At 58.7% G+C, this 22,177-nt stretch carries 21 protein-coding genes and 1 pseudogene; 13 read left to right on the forward strand and 9 right to left on the reverse strand.

Features of this window, described 5'->3' with window-relative positions; all coding sequences use genetic code 11:
* Nucleotides 1-617: 617 nt before the first annotated feature.
* Nucleotides 618-3,101 carry an HWE histidine kinase domain-containing protein gene (locus J2X43_RS15450; RefSeq protein ID WP_405049599.1) on the reverse strand — a complete coding sequence of 828 codons (2,484 nt, stop codon included), beginning with the start codon at nucleotides 3,099-3,101 and terminating at the stop codon, nucleotides 618-620.
* Nucleotides 3,102-3,628: 527 nt separating this feature from the next.
* On the opposite strand from J2X43_RS15450, the pseudogene J2X43_RS15455 reads away from it, so the two are divergent.
* From J2X43_RS15455 to J2X43_RS15490, 8 genes and pseudogenes are all read left to right on the forward strand, one after another.
* Nucleotides 3,629-3,840 (forward strand): annotated as a pseudogene (locus J2X43_RS15455) (hypothetical protein); the annotation flags it as partial.
* Nucleotides 3,841-3,893: 53 nt separating this feature from the next.
* Entirely contained in the window at nucleotides 3,894-4,187 is a 294-nt protein-coding gene (locus J2X43_RS15460; RefSeq protein ID WP_112389401.1) for a hypothetical protein, read from the forward strand.
* 100 nt (nucleotides 4,188-4,287) lie between these two features.
* Entirely contained in the window at nucleotides 4,288-4,599 is a 312-nt protein-coding gene (locus tag J2X43_RS15465) for a PepSY domain-containing protein (RefSeq protein WP_112389400.1), read from the forward strand.
* 21 nt (nucleotides 4,600-4,620) lie between these two features.
* Nucleotides 4,621-5,235 carry a general stress protein gene (locus J2X43_RS15470; RefSeq protein ID WP_112389399.1) on the forward strand — a complete coding sequence of 205 codons (615 nt, stop codon included), beginning with the start codon at nucleotides 4,621-4,623 and terminating at the stop codon, nucleotides 5,233-5,235.
* Nucleotides 5,236-5,354: 119 nt separating this feature from the next.
* Nucleotides 5,355-6,311 carry an SDR family oxidoreductase gene (locus tag J2X43_RS15475; RefSeq protein WP_310295196.1) on the forward strand — a complete coding sequence of 319 codons (957 nt, stop codon included), beginning with the start codon at nucleotides 5,355-5,357 and terminating at the stop codon, nucleotides 6,309-6,311.
* A gap of 8 nt (nucleotides 6,312-6,319) precedes the next feature.
* The gene (locus tag J2X43_RS15480) at nucleotides 6,320-6,598 is read left to right on the forward strand and encodes a DUF6894 family protein (protein WP_112389397.1); all 279 of its coding nucleotides are present in this window, start codon (nucleotides 6,320-6,322) and stop codon (nucleotides 6,596-6,598) included.
* A complete protein-coding gene (locus tag J2X43_RS15485) occupies nucleotides 6,588-6,950 on the forward strand; it encodes a hypothetical protein (protein ID WP_112389396.1) in 363 nt (120 codons plus the stop codon). Before J2X43_RS15480 ends, J2X43_RS15485 begins: the two co-directional genes overlap by 11 nt.
* Nucleotides 6,951-7,041: 91 nt before the next feature.
* Nucleotides 7,042-7,266: a DUF2945 domain-containing protein gene (locus J2X43_RS15490; protein WP_112389395.1), complete on the forward strand. Its 225-nt coding sequence runs from the start codon at nucleotides 7,042-7,044 to the stop codon at nucleotides 7,264-7,266.
* Nucleotides 7,267-7,285: 19 nt separating this feature from the next.
* On the opposite strand, the gene J2X43_RS15495 is transcribed toward J2X43_RS15490, so the two are convergent.
* The 8 genes from J2X43_RS15495 to J2X43_RS15530 all read right to left on the reverse strand — a co-directional run bounded on the left by J2X43_RS15495 (nucleotide 7,286) and on the right by J2X43_RS15530 (nucleotide 10,985).
* On the reverse strand, nucleotides 7,286-7,558 hold the full coding sequence (locus J2X43_RS15495) for a hypothetical protein (RefSeq protein ID WP_112389394.1): 273 nt from the start codon (nucleotides 7,556-7,558) through the stop codon (nucleotides 7,286-7,288).
* Nucleotides 7,559-7,627: 69 nt separating this feature from the next.
* Complete coding sequence (locus J2X43_RS15500; RefSeq protein ID WP_112389393.1) at nucleotides 7,628-7,981, reverse strand: DUF3140 domain-containing protein; 354 nt, start codon at nucleotides 7,979-7,981, stop codon at nucleotides 7,628-7,630.
* A 165-nt stretch (nucleotides 7,982-8,146) separates the two neighbouring features.
* Nucleotides 8,147-8,344: a hypothetical protein gene (locus J2X43_RS15505; protein WP_112389392.1), complete on the reverse strand. Its 198-nt coding sequence runs from the start codon at nucleotides 8,342-8,344 to the stop codon at nucleotides 8,147-8,149.
* A 27-nt stretch (nucleotides 8,345-8,371) separates the two neighbouring features.
* Nucleotides 8,372-8,947, reverse strand: coding sequence for a type 1 glutamine amidotransferase domain-containing protein (locus J2X43_RS15510; protein ID WP_112389391.1), 576 nt, complete (start codon nucleotides 8,945-8,947; stop codon nucleotides 8,372-8,374).
* Nucleotides 8,948-9,136: 189 nt separating this feature from the next.
* The gene (locus tag J2X43_RS15515; protein WP_310295203.1) at nucleotides 9,137-9,454 is read right to left on the reverse strand and encodes a hypothetical protein; all 318 of its coding nucleotides are present in this window, start codon (nucleotides 9,452-9,454) and stop codon (nucleotides 9,137-9,139) included.
* A 372-nt stretch (nucleotides 9,455-9,826) separates the two neighbouring features.
* Nucleotides 9,827-10,294 carry an MFS transporter gene (locus J2X43_RS15520; RefSeq protein ID WP_310295205.1) on the reverse strand — a complete coding sequence of 156 codons (468 nt, stop codon included), beginning with the start codon at nucleotides 10,292-10,294 and terminating at the stop codon, nucleotides 9,827-9,829.
* Between the two features lie 59 nt (nucleotides 10,295-10,353).
* Nucleotides 10,354-10,728 (reverse strand): GFA family protein, encoded by a 375-nt coding sequence (locus J2X43_RS15525; RefSeq protein WP_112389390.1) that lies wholly within the window; start codon nucleotides 10,726-10,728, stop codon nucleotides 10,354-10,356.
* A complete protein-coding gene (locus J2X43_RS15530) occupies nucleotides 10,725-10,985 on the reverse strand; it encodes a hypothetical protein (RefSeq protein ID WP_112389389.1) in 261 nt (86 codons plus the stop codon). The genes J2X43_RS15525 and J2X43_RS15530 overlap by 4 nt, the downstream gene beginning before the upstream one ends.
* A gap of 122 nt (nucleotides 10,986-11,107) precedes the next feature.
* Between J2X43_RS15530 and J2X43_RS15535 the strand changes: the two genes are divergently transcribed.
* From J2X43_RS15535 to glgB, 5 genes are all read left to right on the forward strand, one after another.
* Nucleotides 11,108-12,784 carry a sensor histidine kinase gene (locus J2X43_RS15535; protein WP_112389388.1) on the forward strand — a complete coding sequence of 559 codons (1,677 nt, stop codon included), beginning with the start codon at nucleotides 11,108-11,110 and terminating at the stop codon, nucleotides 12,782-12,784.
* On the forward strand, nucleotides 12,781-13,146 hold the full coding sequence (locus tag J2X43_RS15540) for a response regulator (protein ID WP_112389387.1): 366 nt from the start codon (nucleotides 12,781-12,783) through the stop codon (nucleotides 13,144-13,146). Before J2X43_RS15535 ends, J2X43_RS15540 begins: the two co-directional genes overlap by 4 nt.
* Nucleotides 13,147-13,442: 296 nt before the next feature.
* A complete protein-coding gene (locus tag J2X43_RS15545) occupies nucleotides 13,443-16,622 on the forward strand; it encodes an alpha-1,4-glucan--maltose-1-phosphate maltosyltransferase (RefSeq protein ID WP_310295208.1) in 3,180 nt (1,059 codons plus the stop codon).
* Nucleotide 16,623: 1 nt separating this feature from the next.
* Entirely contained in the window at nucleotides 16,624-19,920 is a 3,297-nt protein-coding gene (gene treS, locus J2X43_RS15550) for a maltose alpha-D-glucosyltransferase (protein WP_310295210.1), read from the forward strand.
* The gene (gene glgB / locus J2X43_RS15555) at nucleotides 19,917-22,124 is read left to right on the forward strand and encodes a 1,4-alpha-glucan branching protein GlgB (RefSeq protein WP_310295212.1); all 2,208 of its coding nucleotides are present in this window, start codon (nucleotides 19,917-19,919) and stop codon (nucleotides 22,122-22,124) included. Before treS ends, glgB begins: the two co-directional genes overlap by 4 nt.
* The last annotated feature ends 53 nt before the right edge of the window (nucleotides 22,125-22,177 follow it).

Consider the following 22,177-nt stretch of genomic DNA (forward strand, 5'->3'; position numbering starts at 1 on the left):
TGGCTGCGTGTGCGGCCGCGAATCTCTCATCCTAACCGAATGTCTCCATTGTTCAGTGCGACGACGGGTCGGTGGAATTCGGTGCCGCCGACGTCATCTGTGTGAACGCCGGCGCGACGCGCCCCGCGGACATATGACTGGATCGGCTCAAGAACGGCGGAAGGCCGATCTTGCGCTGGCGACCGATCTGCGTTTCACGAAGAGTGATTGGAACAACATGCATCGTCGTGGTGCGGTGTTCCTGGTAACCAGACGAGGCGGCGACTTCCACGCCCAACGGATTTCGCCGGTAGCGATGTTCGCATGTGCGGGAATTCGCGATGAACTGTTGGAAATGGCGCTTGCTGAGTCCTTCGGGAAACGGGGAGCCGAGGCAGGTGACGCGGATCGCCGGACGGTCCCTGTCTTATTCTTAAAATTGATATGAGGTAGAGCGCAATGAGAAAAGGCCGCGACAAAATCGCACCGACCTTGTCGACATCGCCTTCACACCAGTGCCAGTACATCCGTGGTCAAAACGCCGCGTATCCAGTTCGTGCCTGACCGCACACGATCTCCACGATGGAGTTCGCCGCGTAGCTAAGGCGGCCGCGACACTTGGCAAGATTGGGGATGCTTTAGCGGCCCGGTCTCGTCGGCCCTATGCCTAGCGCCGTCCCGACCGCACTCGACAACGCTGCCTGCGATACAGGCTTTCGAACCACGGGAATAGTTGCGAAGTCTGCCGGGATATGGACGCCGTCACGGTAGCCTGTCGCGAAGACGTATGGAATGCCACGCTTCTCGAGCTCCTTCGCGACCTCCTCGGATGTGGAAGATCCAAGATTGAGATCGAGAACCGCACAGTCGGGCGATCCCTCGGTAAGGATTTTCAAGGCGGTGGCGACATTGGCCGCGATCGAAACCTCTTCGGCACCGATCGACCTCAGCAGTTCCTCGGTGTCCATCGCGATCAGCGACTGATCCTCGACGAGCAGGACGCTCATTCGGTCCAATGGCTTGAACGCGGCTTCCGCGATGGCTGGGCTGCCGGGCTGCAAGTTTTCCACGACCTCGCGTAGGTGCTCGCCGGGGATCATGATTCTGGCCTCGAGGCCGGCAGGGGCGAAGTCGAGGTCGATGCTTCCCCCAAGGTCGTGCGAAACGGTCTTCTCGATCAAGTTCGAACCGAAACCGCGGCGTGTCGGCACAACGACCTCCGGGCCGCCGCTTTCCTTCCAGGAAAGATGGCAGTCGCCATTTTCGGCGATCGTCCAGGATATCTCCAGCTTTCCTGACGGAACGGAAAGACTGCCGTACTTCGCGGCGTTGGTCATCATCTCGTGCAGAAGCAGAGCGAAGACGCCGAACGCCCGTTCGGTCAAGCCGATGTGATCTCCCGAAATCTGGATGCGATCCGGCAGTTTTGCAAACCGATGCATATCCGCCTCGGCCTCGATCAGGCCCCTGAGTTCGCCGCCGTCCCGGCTACCGAAGGACTGGTCGTGAGCGAACGAGAGCGCCCGGAGCCGCCCTTCGAACGACTTGGCATATTCGTCAACCGACTGGGAGTTCGCCCCGGTCTGCGTCGCTATCGACTTCACCAGCGCGAGGATGTTCTTCACGCGGTGGTTCAGCTCCGAATTCAACAGCTTTCGCTGGCTCTCGGTCCGTTCGCGCTGCTCCTCGGTGGCGTCGTTGTGCGACAGCATCACGTCGCGGACATATCCCCTGATGGATTCGGCCACGACGACGTCGGCCTTCGACCACGGGAGCGATTTGTGCCTGACGTCTTCCCTCCAGGTATCGAAGCTGCCGCGCGGCGATAGCCTGACGCCGTTCTCGGTGAGCTCCTCTTTCTTTCGCGGTTCGCCTGCCCACTCGACTTGATGGGCCTCCTCGCTTCGGAAGAACACCAGGAAATCCGGCGAAGAGACTGAAATCGGAATCGCTAGCACCCCTGCGATGCGCGTACCGTACTCTTCGACGTCACCGGTCTCGGACTGGAGGTCCTGCGTGTCCCAGATGTTCCGGCCCGCCTTCTTGCCAATGATTTCCATCAGATGCGGTATCGCCGTCTCCGATGGGGAAACGCCATACGACGCCCACTCACCACGCGACCATAGGCCCGCCCCGTCGCTGGCGATCAGAGAAGAGAATTCTCGAAGCCTTCTGCGAAGCGTAACCTCGACCGGGTCGGCGTGATCGACGCCTGCGATGATCGCATCGAGACGACTGCGCGTCGCCGCGGCGGACGCCTGCTGTTCGCGGTGCTCGATGGCGGCCACATGCAGCGAGAAGTACTGTGCGAACAGTTCGGTCGCCACGCGCAGCGGGATGGAGAGACATTTTGGCGTGTTATGGTGGCAAGCGATGAGGCCCCAGAGCTGGCCGTCTACCACGATCGAGATCGACATCGAGGCGGCGACGCCCATATTTCGTAGATATTCGCAGTGGATGGGGGAGACGCTTCGAAGATGGGCGAACGAGAGGTCGACTGCCGGATCGCCTTCGGCGATCTTCGGAAGGAGCGGCACGGGGACGAACGATGCGTCGCCGATCACACGGATCCAGTTCTTGACGTAAAGCTTGCGTGCCTGCACCGGGATGTCGGATACCGGGAAGTGCTGGCCCAGAAAGCTACCCAGAGAAGGGTCTTTCGCCTCCGCGACCACCCGACCGGCCCCGTTGTGCAGGAACCGGTAGACCATCACGCGGTCGTAGCCGAGCATGGCGCGGACGAGCCGCGCGACTGATTTGAATAGCGGGTCGAACTCCCGGTAGCCGTCCACCCGTCGGATCAACGATTGTGTCAGATGGAGCGCCACTTCCGTGTCCTCCGGAGAGGCGGGCCGCTCAAGCTCGAGGAACGTCCGGCCCTCGTATCGGTGGGCTGTGATGTCGGCGACGCTCGCGCCTTCCGAGAGCTTCGCCTTGAGCACGACGCCTGCGATCTGGCCAGCCCCGGCCCGAGCGACGGCGTTTGCGATGTCATGGGAGACGGTCGTACCGACCAGATCGGCAAGCTCCGCGCCGACATAGTCGCGATTGGTATCGCCCAGAAATTCGTCGATATTCTTCGAAACGAACGAAACCATCCCTTGCTCGTTCAGGACGATCATTGCTCCGTGAGGCTGGATGCTGCCCGGAATATGTATGGGTTCCCGATCGCAATTGCTCAGATCGACTTTGGACCTATCATAACTCAATGGCGGACATCCTGCTTTCTCGGGTGGGAATGCCTGTCTGCCATAGCGTCCGGCGACCAGCAATCGCTGATGAAGATTTATACGATTGGTTACTGATATTGGATTATCGAAGATGCTGATCAAGAAGAACGGCGTCTTAACGGCCGGATGAACGCCAGCAACAGATTCGGATCGACAGCGACCAATCTCCGCCTTGGTCATTCCCGTCGCGATCGGTAGATCCTCTAGGTCCGACGACGCTTTCGCTATTTGTTTGGGGGGTGTTGATCAATGCACGCCGGTCTGCGCGTTTCACTAGATGGCCGCGGTACGCAACAACTTCGCGCTCTGCAAGCTTCGCCATAATCAAACTACAGCACCCCCGCTCGTCGGGGGGTGCTGCGCCTCGCCCGCCGCCGCTGTCCCCTCGCGGGTCCTCCATCGTCCGTTGGGAGACAATCATGGCCGATGACAGCACCGTAACCATCCGCGCCAATTTCGACACGCGCGAAGCTGTAGACCTCGCAATAGAACATCCGGTGCAGCGGCTTCAGCGGCGAACACGTCCGGGTCGAAGGCCTTACGCGGCGACGCGTCGTACGACGGCAGCACGCGCGATGAGGCGCCACTCGCGGGCGTCGTCGAGATCTCTATTGATATCGAAGCCAGCCAGCACCCACGGTCAATCGAATTGATCTGGCGTTGCGAGTATCGAGCAACTGAGCGATGGCACACCTTGTCGGCGTCTATGCTCTGGCCGGCGAATTGTCTCGCTCATCCTACCTTCAGGAAGCACTGGAACGGTACGAGGAAATTATGCGGCCCTATGTGGAAAAGGGACAGAACGTCCCGAAATTCGCTCCGAAAATGCTGCAGCCACAGACCTTGCTGGGCGTCGCCTCGCAGCGAGGCGTTCTGCGCGTCTCTGACACGCCGGGCATTAAGCAGCTCGTGACCAAGCTGTTCTTATCCGGCGCGGACGACTTCAAACTGCCCGAGTACGGCGCCATCCCTTCATAGAGTAGACGCGACCGGTTGCAACGCTCTCCGTCACAAATAAATGATTGGAACCTCTAGGTTTTCCGCGTGTTTTCGATCCACAAACCAAGAGGAAACACCCATGAAGAAAATTATCCTTCTGACCGCGAGCCTCGCGCTTGTCGCCTCAGCGGCTTTTGCCCAGAGCCAAACGCCGACCACCTCTCAGACGACGCCAGCGGTCAATACCGAGCAAAATCCCGGTGCACCTGTCGCGGGTAAGAACAGCTTCACCGAAACTCAGGCTGAGTCCCGCATCGAAGAGGCCGGCTACACCGACGTATCCGGTCTGAAGCTCGACGATCAGGGCGTTTGGCGCGCCACCGCTTCCAAGGACGGCAAGTCCGCCAACGTCTCCCTGGACTTCCAGGGCAACGTCACGCTTGCGAAGTAAAAATATAACGGAGAAATCCCCATGAAGACCACAATCACAGGACTGTATGACAGTTACGACGATGCAAAGGCGGCTGTGAAAGCGCTCGAAGATGCGGGCGTCCCGTCGGACGACATCAGCATAGTCACCAACAAGGCTAATGGCGACGTCAATGTCGAAGGGCAAAGCAACCGGGCAGGCGAAGGTGCCGGCGCCGGTGCAGGCCTCGGCGCTCTGGCTGGCGGCGCGGGCGGTCTGCTGACCGGCCTTGGCCTCCTTGCCATTCCAGGCGTTGGTCCCGTCGTTGCTGCGGGCTGGCTCGCGGCCACGGCGGCTGGCGCAGTCGCTGGTGCCGTTGCTGGCGGCGCCGTCGGCGGGATCGTCGGCGCGATGGTCGAATCCGGTGTGCCGGAAGAAGATGCCAACTTCTATGCTGAAAGCATTCGTCGCGGCGGCTCTGTCGTGACGGCGCGTGTGGAAGACGACCGTCGCACGTCCGTAGGCGCGATCCTCAACAGATCGCCGCGGGTAAACGTCGCAGAGCGTCGGGCACGTTATGCCGAGCAGGGTTGGACACGTTTCGACGAGACCGCCGATCCCTACACAATCGAGCAGATCGCCGCCGAGCGCGACCGTTATCGCGTCAACCGTCTGTAATTTGTTCTATAGGAAACCATCGGAGGCCTCGCAGTCGCTGCGGGGCCTTTTTTGATTTGGGTCGGCGGGACTTTTTCGCGTCGCCGACGTTGTCCTCTCACGATCGAAAGGAGACCGAGATGTCATCGAAAGCCACCGCAGCAAAGCAGCGCGATATCCAAGCCCAGGTCGCGAAGGCCGACGAAAAGTCAAAATCGACGCCTAGCGGCGCGATGCAGGCGGGTGCGCGGAAATACCCGGAACCGCCTTTCCCGAAAGTGCATCAGAAGAAGCCTGGCTCCGAGGCTGACCTACCGCTCATGCCGCTTTACGATGCGCCGTTCTACAAGGGGTCGGGAAAGCTGAAGGACAAGGTCGCACTCATCACCGGTGGAGATTCGGGCATTGGCCGCTCGGTCGCGATTCTGTTCGCACGCGAGGGCGCCGACGTCGCCATAGTCCATCTCGACGAGAACGAGGATGCGGCAAACACCAAAGCCGTGGTTGAGAAGGAAGGCCGCCACTGCTTGGTTATCAAGGGCGATGTGAAAGACCCCAAGTTCTGCCGTGACGCTGTAGCCCAGACTGCCAAGCAGTTCTCTGGTCTCGACATCCTCGTCAACAACGCCGCTTTCCAGGTCCATACCGCCGAAATCGAGGATCTTACCGACGAGCATTTCGACGAAACACTGAAGACCAACCTGTACGGCTATTTCTATATGGCCAAGGCCGCAATTCCTCACCTCTCCAACGGGTCGGCGATCATCAACACCGGATCGGTCACCGGATTGGAAGGCTCTAAGGAGCTGCTCGACTATTCGATGACGAAGGGCGGCATTCACGCTTTTACCAAGGCCCTGTCCAGCCAGCTCGTCCCGAAGGGCATCCGCGTCAACGCCGTCGCGCCCGGACCAGTCTGGACGCCGTTGAATCCTTCTGACAAGCAGGCCGACGACGTCGCGAAGTTTGGCAGTCAGACGCCGATGAAACGCGCCGCTCAGCCTGAGGAGATTGCGCCCGCCTACGTCTTCCTCGCATCGCCACAGATGTCCAGCTACATCACCGGCGAAATCCTCCCCATCGTCGGCGGCTACTGAGGTTGGAGATGGCGAAGTTCTACTTTCAACTGCTTGACCACGAAGGCGTCCGTCCTGCGGAGATGCTGTACGACTTCGACACTGCGGAAGCTGCGATCGAGGAAGCGCGCACGGCGCTGTCCGAAATGGCAGCCGATGGGCTTCCGACCAGTGAATACAAAATGCTGTCCGTCGAGGTCTTCAACGAAGAACGAAAACCGGTCCGGAAGATCAGGCTTGTTCTCGAGGAAATCGACAAGACCGCAACTGCAGATCCAATAGCCGAGGAGACCGAACATGGTCACTAGAAGTAACGACACCGAATCGCCCAAGGTCACCGAAACCGCCATCGAAGCACGCCAGGGCAGCTTCGGGAAGCCGGTCTTCATCGTTCTCGTTTGTGGCATCTTGCTCGCACTGCTCGCCTGGGGCGGGGTCGAGATTTGGGGCGAGAGTATCGATCGAGACGCCGAGCCCACGGCTTCGACGAAGGCCGATCCGATCAACGCACAGCCGTCCGGCGCCGGAACGTTCGACAACAACGCAGCCGACGGCAGCAGCCGTCCGCCCGAAGCGACCGATCGTTCTCCGACTCCGAGTGGCAGTGGCAGCGGCCCGACACAGGTGACGACGCCAGCCGGAACCGAGAAAATTAAATAGATCGGGATCGCCAACACCGCAAACTCTGGGGCGAGTGGTCTCGCCCCAAGCATTCGAATTTGCCCGAACGAACAACCGAACGGAGAAATCGATGAGCGACCTCAAGAAGGGCGACAAAGTCACCTGGGACACCAGTCAAGGGAAAACCAAAGGCAAGGTCGTGAAGAAACAGACGACGCCAACCAAGATCAAGGGTCACGATGTCAAGGCGTCGCGATCCAATCCCGAATACATCGTCGAAAGCGAAAAGACTGCCAAGCGGGCAGCTCACAAGCCAGGTAGCCTGACCAAGACTGGCGATAGTTCGAAACCCTAAACCAAGCTGACCGCACACTTCACATGGACGACGACGGAACGATCCCGAGAGTCGGCGTCAGAAACACGTCGTTATCTTTTCGCTCGCTCGCAGCGCTGGAGACCGCTGAGCGAACTTCAGCCTCTTCCCAGCCGGCATCGACCGCCGATGTCAACAATTCGGCCGCCTTGTCCTCATCGGACGCGCTCGAAGTTTCGTTCAAGTGCCTCCGTGCCGTTTCCAGGCATTGCTTCAAATCTTCGATCCGGGCGGGATCGTCGGCGGAATGGCTTGGGGATGCGACGTAGGTCATGGTGGCTCCTTTGATTTTACGATTAACGGCGAGCGTGCCCGGGAGTTCCGGCAGGGTTTAGGCTTTTCCCTACCGCTCCTTCAAGGGATCGTGCCCCCAGTTCATTAGCGAGTAGCGCCACGCCGAACGCTCCTTGTCCACCTTCGGTCCGCCTTGGGCGAGATGTCTGTGCACGTAGCCTACGACTTTTCGCATATGCTCATAGTCCTCGTCCGTCAGATCTGCCCTCTTCTTGTGCTTGATATCGACGATACGTCGTCCGGAGTGATGATCGATCGACTCCTTGCGGCCGTCCGCCTTCCACCCGTTGACGAGGCTCTCCTCCGTGCGCAGCCACTTCTCCAGCTCCGATGACGACATGTTCACCGCTTCGGCGAAATCAGCCAGGACCTGATTGGTGTCGATGTCGCTGTCTTTTGTCATTTGATCCTCCTGAAATGCTGCACACACGTACGACGACGAACGCCGGTTATCGCGGAAAGTTTCGCGCGTAATACCTGTGGTCAGGAGAGAGATCTCAACGGACATCTCGCCGAAACGCGGCGACGCACGATCCCTTCGTTCCGCGTTCAAGGACGCGGCGCATTCTTAACCGCCTCGAAGGTCGGGCACGACGACAGTGAACATATCGGTCGTTTCGGTGCCACGGCCGTCCAGCACATTCTTGTTTGCGGTCAGCCGTGGAGAAAGGAGCAGCGGCGGTCCGCTGCCCCCAACGAGCGTGTCGATGCCGATGCCATCACCTCGAACATGGCGTTGTTCGAAGCCTTCGATGATCCCTGACATTGAATGTCCTCGCCAATTGGGCTCAGGTTACGCTACGGCGCTACGAGCCTGCTCGGGATGCTTTCCCTCCGCGAACTCCTCAACGATTTTCGCGCAGAACGCCGGCAGGTCGTCTGGCTTGCGGCTCGTAACGAGTCCTTTGTCGGTGACAACCTCCTTGTCCACCCACGTTCCACCCGCGTTTTCGATATCTTTCCGGATCGACGAGTAGGACGTCACGGTACGACCTTTCAGGACGTCTGCTTCCACCAACAGCCACGGACCGTGGCAGATGACACCGACGGGCTTCGCTTGCTTAAAGAACGAACGGACGAACGACACGGTGTCGGCATCGGCTCGCAGCTTATCCGCGCCGACGCATCCGCCTGGAATGATGAGGCCGTCGAAGTCGCTTGCGGCGACATCCGTCACCTTCTTGTCGACCGTATAGGAGCTACCGGGGTCAAGGTCGCTGTTGTTTGTCTTGGCTTCTCCAGCCTCGATGCCGACGACGGTAACCGTCGCGCCAGCGGCTTCGACCGCGTCCTTGGGCTTCTTGAACTCGGGCTCTTCGGTGCCGCGGGGTGCGATGAGGATCGCGATCTTCTTGCCTTCGAGAGTCATCGTTGTCTTCCTAGTTGTTGAGATTTCGACCGTGAGGTCACCGCTAGAAAACCCCTTTTGGAAGTCGAAGTTCCCAGCTCGAGATCAGTGATTTTTGGTTGGATCGTGGCACCGGCCACTGCGCTCAGCGCGTATCGCTGCCAGTGGCACCGGCATCAACGAGCGTTGGCGGCAATCGGAAAGTCGCTTTCAATCCAACGAGGGCGTCGCCTTTTGCCCCACAGCCTTCGGATGACAGGTCACGTAGGTTCCAAGCGCGATTTCCAGGGCCATCGCCGTTGTTCCGAAGATCAGGCCATACGTCCAGGCGACGCTGAGACGAAGTTCGGCGAGCGCGCCAAAGATGGCGGATGAAGCCGACACGCCAAGAAAGACGAGCGTGTTGAGCGCGCCAAGTCCGATGCCTCTCATTCGATCCGGGAGCAATGCCTGAGCCTCGGTCATCGCCACCGGATGAATGTTGCCCACGGCGTAGAGCAGAGCCAACCCTGCGGATGCCGCAAACACGCTTTATCCCGGTGAGAGGGCGAGAAGAACCGCTCTTAGAAGGCCGATGACATAGGTGGCGGTCACGAGTGTCCGACCATGCATGCCATTTGAGTAGCACGAATGGCAATGCGAGCGAAGTCGCAACTCCAATATGCTCACCCCGGTCAGTGCTGCGCCGACATCGGTGTCGCGCCCGAATACGTCGGTAAGGTACGGTCCAGCCCAAGCGTTTTCGAAAAGTGCCTCCGAGCGAGGGCGTGAAGCAGATAGGTACAAGATAGAGGAGGTGGGACAACCTCCACGAGCTAGCGGCGCTTACCTGAACAGCGTTTAACGACGAGCCTGTTTGTCGTAGGGTTGCCGCGACTGAGAAGGCGCAGCCCAGCATCATCATCGAGGCCGCCAGCATGCAGCGCGCCGCCCGCACTCTGCCGTGAACCATGATAACGGAGACGCTGAGAGCAGCGCTCCCCCGGAACCTACAGAACTTACCGTGGCCGCAAGGCGGGCGGCTTTGTCTGGTGAATGAAGTCGTCCGAGATAGGAGAAAACGCCCATCGGCGCACATCCAATTCCGATCGCAACCTGACCAGCGGAGGCGGACCAGAAATCGGATGAAGCCGCCAAAAGTGCTGAACCTGCAGCGCCCGCGATCATCATCAAGGTCATCGGTAACCGCATGCCCCAGCGATCGAAGGCGATGCCGACAGGAATTTGTAGCACCGCGAACGATCCAAAAAACGCAGACGCAAGCCAACCGAATTCAACAGGCGCGAGTCCGAGTTCATTCGAAATCAGCGGCCCGACGACACCGAAATAGCTTCGAAACAGAGAGCAGATAGAGATGCGCGCATTCATTCCCCGCAAGAAAACCAGGCTCCAAGACCGGGATGAGTTTCAGTCCCGCTTATCGGATCTCATGTCCGATCTTCGAGATACTGCTCCGCTCCTTCGATGGGCCGTAGCCATTTCTCCCGCCGTTTTATCCATAATTCGTACGTCGGTGCGAGTGGTGTGGGCGCCTCGGTGAGGATGCCGAGCTTGATCTCGGCCTCGTCCTCGTTCGCCGAGAACAACCTGGAACCGCAGTTCGGACAAAAGCGCCGTCCAGCGAACTCGCGCGTTCCGCCCTGGGATTCGAATTCAGTAGCCGGCCACACTGCGAAAAACGTGAAGGCCGAACCGCTCTCCTGTCGGCAGTCGGTGCAGTGACAGATGCCGATCCTGACTGGGTTGCCACGCAGGGCAACTCGGACGTTTCCACATTTGCAGGAACCGGTCAGTGTCGTCATTTCGGGGCTCCTGTTCCGTCGTCCACCACCTCCGTATCCGGACGATCTCCCCCGTCGACGTGCTCGCTGTGCCAGCGACCATCCGAAAGTTGATAGGAAATCTCAGCGTCGCGACCTTCGAGATGCTGCCGTTCCGCGGCCGACTTCGCAGCGGACAGCGCCACGTCATGGTCGGCGAAAGTCTCCGACCAGACGTCGCCCAGCCTGTAACCGTAGCCGCCGTCGTGCGCACCGACATGGTATGTAAGTTTCGTCATTCTGTTTCCTCCATTTGACACCGTATCTAGTGCAACGCGGCCATGGGCCAAGCCCGTCTCGCCGCGCCCCGATAGCCAACAATCTTTCGGCATGCTAACCACCCTTATCGAGAGGGAGTCTCATGAGAAGGAAGCTTGTCGCCGTCGCCGTCGCCGCGCTTGCTCCGGTCGTCGCAATGCTCGGATATAACGAGTATGCGATGCGGAGCCAGCGCAACGACGAAGTGCGCGCACAAGCTGCGCAGGCGGCCCGGCAGGCGTCCTCAGAAGTCGAGCGGATCGTCGAAGGACTGCACTCGCTTCTCATCTCCGTGCGCTCCATGCCGGCAGTGCGGAACCTCGACCCCGCCGTCTGCAACGCGTTCCTTAGGTCGGTTGCATCCAGCGTCCCGAACATCCGGATGATCTTCGTCGTCGATCTCGAAGGCAGGCCCGTATGCGGAAGCGTTGAAGCCCCTGCGAGCGTGACGTTTTCCGATCGTGATTACTTCACGGCTGCCGTCGCCGGCGAAGACTTCGTCGTCGGGACGTACACGAAGAGCAGGATGTCGGACACGGCCGTTCTGCCCGTGGCGATGCCAGTGGTCGTCGACGGCACCACGAAGGCGGTGGTTGTTAGCGGGGTCAAGCTCGACTGGCTTCAGAAACGCATCGCCGAGCGCGGGGTCGCTCCAGGCAATGCCGTCACGATCGCAGATAGCGGCGGCACCATCCTCGCGCGCGTGCCACAGCCGGAACGTTTCGTTGGAACTGTCATCCCTCACGATTTTCAAAAGCTGGTCCACGCCGTGCAGCCGGGCGTGATCGAGGTGGTGAGCCAGGATGGAACCGAGCGTGTCCTTGGCTATCAGCCAATTACGCCGGGCGGCAGTCCCCTCTATGTGAGCGCTGGCTTCTCGAAGGACGAAGCGTTCGCCCCCATCAACCGGGCGACGACCATCAACGTCCTTGCGATCGTTGGAGGCGTTGTTGTTGCCTTCCTGGCGGCTTTCTTCGTGGGGACCAGGTTCTTGATATCGCCAGTGGTTTCGGTCGCCTCGGTCATGGATCGCTGGCGTTCGGGCGAGCTTACGGCCCGCACCTCGATGAAACCCACCGACGAAATGCACGCCGTGGGCGCTGCGCTCGATTCCCTTCTGGACGAGCTCGACTGTCGTCGCGTCCAGAACGAGCGGGCCGAGGAGGAGCGAATGCTTCTGGTCCGCGAGCTTGCGCATCGTGTCAAAAACGGCTTTACCCTTGTGCAGGCTATTGCCCGTCAGAGCTTCAGCAAGGCCGATCCCGACGCCTACCATTCGTTCGCGAGCCGACTGTCGTCTCTGGCATCGACATACGATCTCCTTCTGTCGAAAGACGCGAGCGCCTCTACCGTGCGAGAGGTGGTCGAGACCGCGCTGCGGTCTCACGGGGGCGACGATCACCAGCGCTTCCGAATTGATGGGCCGGAGGTTGCCCTGCCTGCAAACCTGACGCTTCCGCTTTCGCTCGTCATTCACGAGCTGGCTACCAACGCTACCAAGTACGGAAGCCTTGGCAGCGATGGCGGACTGGTTTCCATCGAATGGACTTACGGCGACGGGCGGCTTTACCTGCTCTGGACGGAAACAGGCGGCCCGCCAGTCTCAGCACCGACGCGCAAGGGGTTTGGATCCATTCTCATCGAAAGAGCGTTTCCTGCTGCCGCAAAAGCCCACTATAACCCAGATTACCGTCCCGAAGGCCTGGCGTTTGAAGTTGGTTTCACGGTGGAACCGTTCGCTACCGCGGACGCTCGGGTTCAAAGCGAGGAGGGAAAATGACTGCGAGTCGCACCAAAATCCTCGTAGTGGAAGACGAGCCTCTCTTGATGATGATGGCGGTCGGGGTCGTCGAAGACGCTGGTTTCGAGGCCATCGAAGCGAGCAACGCCGATGAAGCGATCGCGCTTCTTGAGAGCGATCCAGCAATCGTCATCCTCTGGACTGACATCGACATGCCGGGTTCCATGGATGGCTTAAAGTTAGCCGCTGCCGTTCGCGACCGCTGGCCGCCCGTCGAAATTCTCATCGTTTCAGGCAAACAGCGTCCAGGCAGCAACGAAATTCCGGAGCGCGGCGTTTTCATTCCGAAACCGTATGACAGTCGCATGGTTGCCGAAACACTGGTCCGGATGGCCGCCTAGGCGAATGTGCAGGCCGTCCCGGCTGCCTTGCCTCAACGCCGACGTTTACGTTGTCGGCAGTGGTGCTGCAGTCTCTCCAGAGGTTGCCGTAATCCAACTGTGGGTCATCGATATGGTGTCGCCCCCGGTCAGAAATGATCCATTCGAGTTGCAGGCTGCGGGCGACAGCCACCTAGCTTTCGGGGCGATACCGCCGGAACATCGGTTTAGAGTGGAACAACAGCCATATTTCGAAGTTTCTTTGGCTCTGGTTGGCGTACTGCGCCCCGCCATGCCCGACCTTGGAGACAGCGTTTATGATGCCCGCGCGCCAACTACCAATTTCGAGACCTCGGATTTACTATGTGAACCTCATTGATCTTTCGGACGCCAATAGCTGGCTGCAAACCCTAGATCACGCCGCCTCATTGCATTTTGACACAGTGATGACCGCGCCGCTTTTTTACGGTGGGATCGTAAACGTTTCAAATCGCAACTTTATCGATAACGGGTCGAGACTTCCCAACTCGTTGAATGACCCCCTATCGTTTCTATGTGAAAGCGCGGCATCTAGAGGCCTGGGCCTCATGATGGACGCACCGATTGCAACCTTTCGAACAGAAGGGGGCGTTGGGTTAGGGGCTCTTGATCCCCGTCACTCACCATCTGCTCCATGGCGACACGCCGACAGCGCGACGTTAGACGCCCAAGCTCTCATTGCACGTGTTTCGGAGCTTTCCGAACTCGGCGTCGCCGGCTTCCGGTTCCTAGGACTGGAACGGCTTGGGGATTTAGATTTGCAACGCCTGGGTGGGTTCGATTTCGGGCATAAGCGGCCGTTGCGGCTCGTCTATACGCCCGGTACCGATTTCGCCTTTCGCGCCAGATTGGAGGGCCGCGGCTTTGATGGCGTATTTTCCTCCCTTGCCTGGTGGGACATGCGCGAGGGATGGTTTCTCCAAGAACACCGTTTACAACGAGCGCTAGGCCTGCAGGTGGCGTTTCCAGAAGCGCCTTTCGCTAGACGATTAGCCCATGGAACAGAAGGTCGCGAGGTACGAGAACGAAGATCCTTGCGTGCCCTCCGGCTCTCCGCCGCTCTCGGAGACGGGTTGATGATTCCGATGGGTTTCGAATTTGGTGCCGTACTTCCGCTCGACGTGACGCGTGGCGGAGAACTAGACTTCGACATGCTTCGGTCTGGCGGAGCATTCGATATTTCCTCAGCAGTCCGGGAGGCCAACGACGCCATTGCCTCCTCAAGGCCGATGGTGCCGACGGCATACGTGACTTCTCCGGAAGCAACCGCCATAACCTTAGCCGATCACGATGACCTTCGCGTGGCGGAGCGGGTGGGGATCGTGGTCATCAACCGAGACCTTCGCCGGCCCAGTCCCTTGCCCTGGGAAATTGTCTCACAGGCCGCAGCGCCTTTTTTCGTCCAAGCTCCCGGAAGCGAACCTAGATTCCTAGCGGCTGGAGAACTTCAACTGCTCAATGCGGCCGTAGGCGACGAGATTGTCAGCGAGAGCGTGTCTTCGCCGGGGGCGGCGTCTGATGAGTCGGAACGGATCGCAATCGAGAATATCGAGCCGCAAGTCGATCAAGGGCGTTTTGCCGCAAAGCGCGTTGTCGGGGAGATAGTTTCCGTCAAAGCGGACATTTTCGCCGATGGCCATGATCGGCTGGCAGCGTCTCTTCTGTATCGTGCCATTGATGATGCCAACTGGACGGAATCTCCTCTCATCCTCGACAACAACGATCGGTGGGTGGGGCAATTCCGGCTCGACAGGATCGGTCGCTATGAATTTTGCGTTGAAGCTTGGAAAAATCCGTTTGCCATATATCGCCATGAACTCTCAAAGAAAGCTGAAGCTGGTTTGGATCTCACGCTCGAATTGATCGAGGGGGAGGCGCTTTTGCGCAAGGCCAGCGAAAGAATGGCGGCCCCCGGAGAAAAAATCACTGAAGTTTTAAAAATCTTGGCAAATAGCGACCCTAGTGAAAAGATGAAGGTGCTTCTGTCTTCTCATCTGTCGGCACTGATGTCGGAAGCCGACGAGCGTCCATTCCGCACCCGTTCACCACCCTCGCTTGTTGACGCTGAACGAGTGCAGGCTGCATTCGCAAGCTGGTACCAGGTCTTTCCGCGGTCGCAAAGCGGTGACACCGAGCGTCACGGCACGTTCGACGACGTCATCAGCCGACTACCGGCAATTCGCGACATGGGATTTGACGTCCTATATTTTCCCCCCATTCATCCGATCGGAAGTACGAACCGGAAAGGTCGTAACAACAGTCTTAGGGCGGAGCCGGGCGATCCCGGCAGCCCTTACGCAATCGGGTCGCCGGAGGGGGGCCATGATGCAATACATCCGGAGCTCGGTGGCTTCGAAGGGTTTAGGCGTCTTGCCAAGGCAACCCGAGAACATGGATTGGAACTTGCGTTGGACCTCGCGATCCAAGCATCCCCGGACCACCCTTGGCTAACGGATCACCCAGGCTGGTTCGAATGGCGCCCGGATGGCACCATTCGCTACGCCGAAAACCCGCCCAAGAAGTACGAAGACATCGTCAATGTCGACTTCTATTCCAAGGACGCGGTGCCCGCCCTTTGGGAGGAACTGCGCGATATTGTCCAGCTATGGGTGGACGAGGGCGTCAAACTGTTCCGCGTGGACAATCCGCACACCAAACCGTTCCCCCTCTGGGAGTGGTTGATTGGCGACATCCGCGCTCGTCACCCAGACGTCGTGTTTCTGTCGGAAGCGTTTACGCGACCGAAGGTGATGTACCGCTTGGCCAAGGTCGGCTTTTCGCAGTCTTACACCTATTTCACTTGGCGCAACACCAAGTGGGAGCTCGAGCAGTACATGATGGAGATTACCCAGACCGAGGCCAAGGAATTCTTTCGGCCGCACTTCTTTGTCAACACGCACGACATCAATCCGGACTTTCTCCAGGATGCTCCACGGCCAGCATTCGCCATCCGCGCTGCCTTGGCTGCGACGCTGTCAGGGCTCTGGGGCGTCTATAACGGTTTCGAACTTTGCGAGGGCCGTCCGGACGTCAAGCGCAAGGAATATGCTGACAGCGAGAAATATGAAATTCGCGCTTGGGACTATGACCGTCCCGGCAACATAAAACCTGAAATCACGATGTTGAACCGCATTCGGCGCGACAATTCCGCTCTCCATTCCCACCTTGGTCTTACACTCCTCAGTTCTTCAAATCCCAATGTGATGTTTTTTGAGAAGGCGGCGCCCGGCCGTCACAATGTTTTGCTCGTTGGGATTTGCCTCAACCCTCACGGAATCGAGGAAAGTACTGTCGAGATCCCGTTATGGCAGTTTGGAAAAGACGATGGCGGCACACTGGACTTAGAGGACCTGGTCAGCGGCCGAAGGTTCTTGCTTACGGGCAAGTGGCAGACGCTCCGGCTGGATCCGTGGCATTTGCCGTTCGCAATCTGGCGCGTCAGAACAGGAGAGATTTGAAATGGACGCCGTGTCGACAAGCGAGAACCGGACCGAGACTGCGGACTCCACGCTGTGGTACAAGGACGCCATCATTTATCAGTTGCACATTAAGTCGTTCTACGACGCCAACGGCGATGGGATAGGGGATTTCGAAGGACTCTTCGAAAAGCTCGATCACGTTGCGGCGCTTGGCGTCAATGCCATCTGGCTGCTGCCCTTCTTTCCTTCACCGCGGCGCGACGACGGTTACGACATCGCAGACTATGGCAGCGTCAGTCCCGATTACGGCACGATTGTCGACTTCCGCAAATTCGTTGCAGCCGCCCACGATCGGAACATCCGGGTGATTATGGAGCTGGTCATCAACCATACCTCCGACCAGCACCCCTGGTTTCAACGGGCGAGGCAGTCTGCTCCGGGGAGCCCCGAACGCGACTTCTATGTCTGGTCCGACAACGACCGTAAATTCCCCGAGACCCGCATCATATTCATAGACACCGAGAAATCCAATTGGACTTGGGATCAGACCGCTGGGGCATACTACTGGCATCGCTTCTACTCGCACCAGCCCGATCTTAATTTCGACAATCCACTCGTAATGAAAGAACTGCTGTCTGTGATGCGCTTTTGGCTGGAGACGGGAATCGATGGTTTTCGTCTGGACGCAATCCCTTACCTGGTTGAACGTGAAGGGACGAATAACGAGAACCTGCCGGAAACGCATGCAATCCTGAAGCGGATCCGAGCGGCGCTCGACGAAACCCATCCTGGCGTCATGCTGCTTGCCGAGGCCAACCAGTGGCCGGAGGATACCCGCGAATATTTCGGGGATGGAGACGAGTGCCACATGGCGTTTCATTTCCCCCTCATGCCGCGGATGTATATGGCAATTGCAAAGGAGGATCGCTTTCCGATCACAGACATTATGCGGCAGACCCCGGACATTCCTGATACATGCCAGTGGGCGATCTTTCTGCGAAATCACGACGAGCTGACGCTGGAGATGGTGACCGATGCGGAACGCGACTACCTCTGGGACACGTATGCGTCCGACAAGCGGGCGCGTATCAATCTCGGCATCCGGCGCCGTCTCGCACCGCTCATGGAGCGCGACCGTAGGCGGATCGAGCTGATGAACGCACTTCTTCTATCGATGCGTGGCACACCTGTGCTGTACTATGGCGACGAGATCGGAATGGGCGACAACATCTATCTCGGAGATCGCGACGGCGTTCGCACACCGATGCAGTGGTCCCCCGATCGTAATGGCGGGTTTTCTAAAGCCAATCCTGCGCGCTTGGTGCTTCCGCCCGTTTCGGACGCGCAATATGGCTATGAGGCCCTCAACGTCGAATCCCAGACTTCAGACGCGCACTCGTTGTTGAACTGGACGCGCCGAATGCTGGCCTTGCGCAGTCGCCATCCCGCTTTCGGCAGAGGATCGCTCCGATTTCTGACACCGGAGAACCGGCGCATTCTGGCCTATATCCGCGAGCATGACGACGAGGTGATACTGTGCGTGGCCAACCTGTCGCGAGTCCCTCAAGCCGTCGAACTTGACCTCTCGGCTTACGAGGGTCGAGTGCCTGTCGAGCTTACGGGTATGTCGCCTTTTCCGCCGATCGGGCAGCTCACCTATCTTCTGACGCTGCCACCCTACGGATTCTTCTGGTTTCAACTCAACGCTCAATCGGACGGTCCCGCATGGCGCACCGCTCCGCCGGAGCAACTTCCAGATTTTCATACGGTTGTGATCCGGCGCAGCCTCACCGAACTTTTCGATGAAACTCCACATCAAGCCGTGCTGGCCGGCGACATTCTTCCGGCGTACCTGGCGAGACGGCGATGGTTCGGCGCAAAGGACCAGCCGCTTCAGTCGGCGAGACTGATTTCGGCGAGCTCCATACCCTTCGCCGACGGCGTCGTGCTCGGTGAAGTCGAGGCAGTCTTGCCCGATCACGTCGAAAGCTATCAGCTTCCGCTCGCGATCGAATGGGATGACACCACGCCCAACATCCTCGGGCAACAACTGGCCCTCGCGAGAATTCGGCAGGGGCGGCGTGTCGGTTTCTTGACGGATGGATTTACCGTCGAGCCCATGGCGCGGGGGATCATCGAGGGTCTGAAAAATCGATCTAAGATCACTGGTCGGTCCGGGACCATAGAGTATATTGGAACCGACTTCCTTGACCGCCTGGATATCAACGACGAGATGGAAATCAGGTGGTTATCAGCCGAGCAGTCTAATAGTTCTCTCATCGTTGGCGACGTCGCAATGATAAAACTCATTAGGCACGTCTTTGAAGGCATCCATCCCGAAGTAGAGATGACGCGCCATCTAACCCTGCAGGGATATGAACACACTGCACCCCTTCTTGGCGAGGTCGCTCGCACCGACGGAGAAGGGCGCCGCTCAACACTTATCGTCGTGCAAGGCGCTATCCGCAACCAGGGAGACGCGTGGAACTGGATGCTCGCCAATCTGCGTCGCGTTGCCGACGAGGTTGCGACCACCGAAGCCGAGCTGGACGCTGCCGACGATCAATTAAGGCCACTTCTGAGTTTCGTGGCCATGATCGGCCAGCGCCTCGGGGAGCTGCATGTGCTGCTAGCCAAGCCGACCGAAGATCCGTCTTTCGCACCCCGCCGGGCTGGATTGGCGGACGTCGACACGATCAAAAGATCGGTCACCGGGGAAATCGCGTATGCATTCTCGAAACTGCAGGAGATCGCTGATACTATTGAGGGCCCGCTCGAAGATGCCGTTCGGTCGCTGCTAGCTGAGAGGGACCAGATCCTAGATCTCGCGGCTCGGCGATCTGAAAAATCTGCGACGACGCTTCTTACGCGCGCCCATGGCGATTTCCATCTGGGTCAGATTTTGGTGACCGAAGGCGACGCCGTCATCATCGACTTCGAAGGCGAACCTGCGCGCAATCTCGCGGAGCGTCGTGCCAAGACGAGCCCCCTGCGGGACGCGGCGGGACTACTACGCTCGCTAGACTACCTGGTGGCAACCGCGACGCTCGAGAACGACGCTGTTTCCGACCATCACGATGAACGCCGGCGCCAACTTATCGTCCGGTTCGGCACTTCCGCCAAACGACTTTTTCTTGAAAATTACACTCATGCCTTGGCTGGATCGTCGAACCTGCCAAGTGATCCCCAGACGGTACAAGAACTCCTCGACATCTTTCTCTTGGAGAAGGCCGCTTACGAAATCGCCTACGAGGCCCGCAACCGGCCGAAGTGGCTTCCGATACCTCTGTTTGGTTTCGCCGAAATCGTGTCGCGGCTCCAAGGAGAGCCTGCATGACACAGCAAGCAGTAGCGATGACATCGGATCTTGATCCCGATGAACTGGTTGCGATCGTCGAGGGCCGGCACGGGGACCCTTTCGACGTTCTCGGTCCGCATAAAACAGCCGACGGCGAGACGAAGGTCCGCACGTTTTTTCCAGGGTCGCTCGGCGTCGAGTTGCTTGACAGCCTCAGCGGCACGGTTCTCGCGGTATCGGCGCGAGTGCACCCGGCTGGAGTCTTCGAAGCTTCGGTCGAAAGCGGCGCAAAGTACCGGCTGAAAATCCTCTGGCCAGGTGGCGCGCAGGAAACCGACGATCCCTATCGGTTTGCTCCGCTGCTCGGCGAACTCGACCTTCATCTGATTTCCCAGGGAACGCACTATCAACTTGCATCGGCGCTCGGCGCGAATCCGATTTGGGTCGAAGACGTTGAGGGTGTCCGTTTTGCCGTCTGGGCGCCGAATGCCCGTCGGGTGTCGGTTGTTGGTGACTTCAACACCTGGGACGGTCGACGACATCCTATGCGCCTGAGGCGCGAGGCTGGCGTGTGGGAGATCTTTATTCCGGATCTGACGGTTGGAGAGCGCTACAAGTTCGAGATTTTGGATGGTCAGGGGAGCGTGCTCGCGCAGAAGGCCGATCCAGTCGCACGAGCTGCTGAAGCCGCGCCGTCTACGGCTTCCGTCGTTGCGTCCCCTGAACCCGTCAGGTGGCGCGACGCTCGGTGGATGGAGAAACGCGCAAGCACAAACGTTTTGGGTCGTGCGATATCGATTTACGAGGTCCATGCTGGATCGTGGCTACGGGAAATGACCGACGGGGGCAGGTCACTCGACTGGTTCGAGCTCTCGCAGCGGCTGATACCGTACGTCAAAGAAATGGGGTTCACCCATGTCGAGCTCTTGCCCATCATGGAATATCCGTTCGGCGGTTCATGGGGATATCAGCCTTTAGGGCTGTTTGCGCCGACAGGACGGTATGGCACGCCAGAGGACTTCGGCTATTTCGTAGACCGCTGCCACGATAGTGATATCGGCGTCATTCTGGACTGGGTTCCAGCTCACTTCCCCAGTGACGTCTGGGGCCTCGCTCGGTTCGACGGAACGGCTTTGTACGAGCACGAGGACCCGCGAGAAGGGTATCACCGCGACTGGAATACACTGATCTACAACTTGGGCCGGGCCGAGGTGAAAGGCTTCCTGATCGCCAGCGCTTTGGAGTGGTTGGACAGGTATCATGTTGACGGACTTCGTGTCGACGCCGTGGCCTCGATGCTTTACCGAGACTATAGCCGGCCAGAAGGGGAATGGATACCCAACCGGTATGGGGGCCGCGAGAACCTGGAAGCCATCGAATTTTTCAAGCATCTTAATAGCGTCGTGCATGAACGCCACCCGAACGTCTTGATGATCGCCGAAGAATCAACGGCGTTCCCAAAGGTGACGGCGTCGCCCGAAGATGGCGGCCTAGGCTTTGATATGAAGTGGAACATGGGCTGGATGCATGACACCCTCCACTACATGTCGGATGATCCCGTCTATCGCAAATACCATCACAGCTCTATGACATTCGGGATGATCTACGCCTACACGGAAAGGTTTGTCTTACCGTTTTCCCATGACGAGGTGGTGCACGGTAAGGGTTCCTTGCTGACGAAGATGCCGGGCGACGACTGGCAGAAGCTTGCAAACCTAAGAGCGCTTTACGGTTTCATGTGGGGCCATCCAGGCAAAAAGCTTTTGTTCATGGGGTGCGACATCGGACAGCGGAGCGAGTGGAACCACGACACTTCAGTCGAGTGGGATCTGCTCGACGAGCCTCGCCATGGCGGGCTCCAGCGATTGGTCAGGGATTTGAACCGAGTGTATTCTTATTTTCCACCCCTACAATACGGAGATCTGAATTCGGATGGATTCGAGTGGGCTGTCGCTGACGATGCTGAACATTCTGTGCTGGCGATGATCCGGTACGACGAAAAGCAAAAGGCCGTCTGCCTCATCGTATCAAACTTTACGCCGGTACCACGGCACCGTTACCGGATAGGCGTGCCGTTGGACGGCCTTTGGCGCCGAATCCTCAGCACCGATGATACAGTATATGGGGGCTCCGGCATGGCAACTTCAGACGCTCAGTCCCAAACCAATGCCGCGCATGGTCGATCGTTTTCTATAGAGGCGGACTTGCCGCCCTTATCCACGGTTATGTTCATCAGAGAGTAAGGCGGCAGACGTTACGTCGTCGGGACGTCTTACGGGGATGATGTTCACCGGAT

Origin of the sequence: Rhizobium sp. BE258 (genome assembly GCF_031457345.1) — a bacterium.
In the GTDB taxonomy this organism is placed as follows: Bacteria; Pseudomonadota; Alphaproteobacteria; order Rhizobiales; family Rhizobiaceae; genus Rhizobium.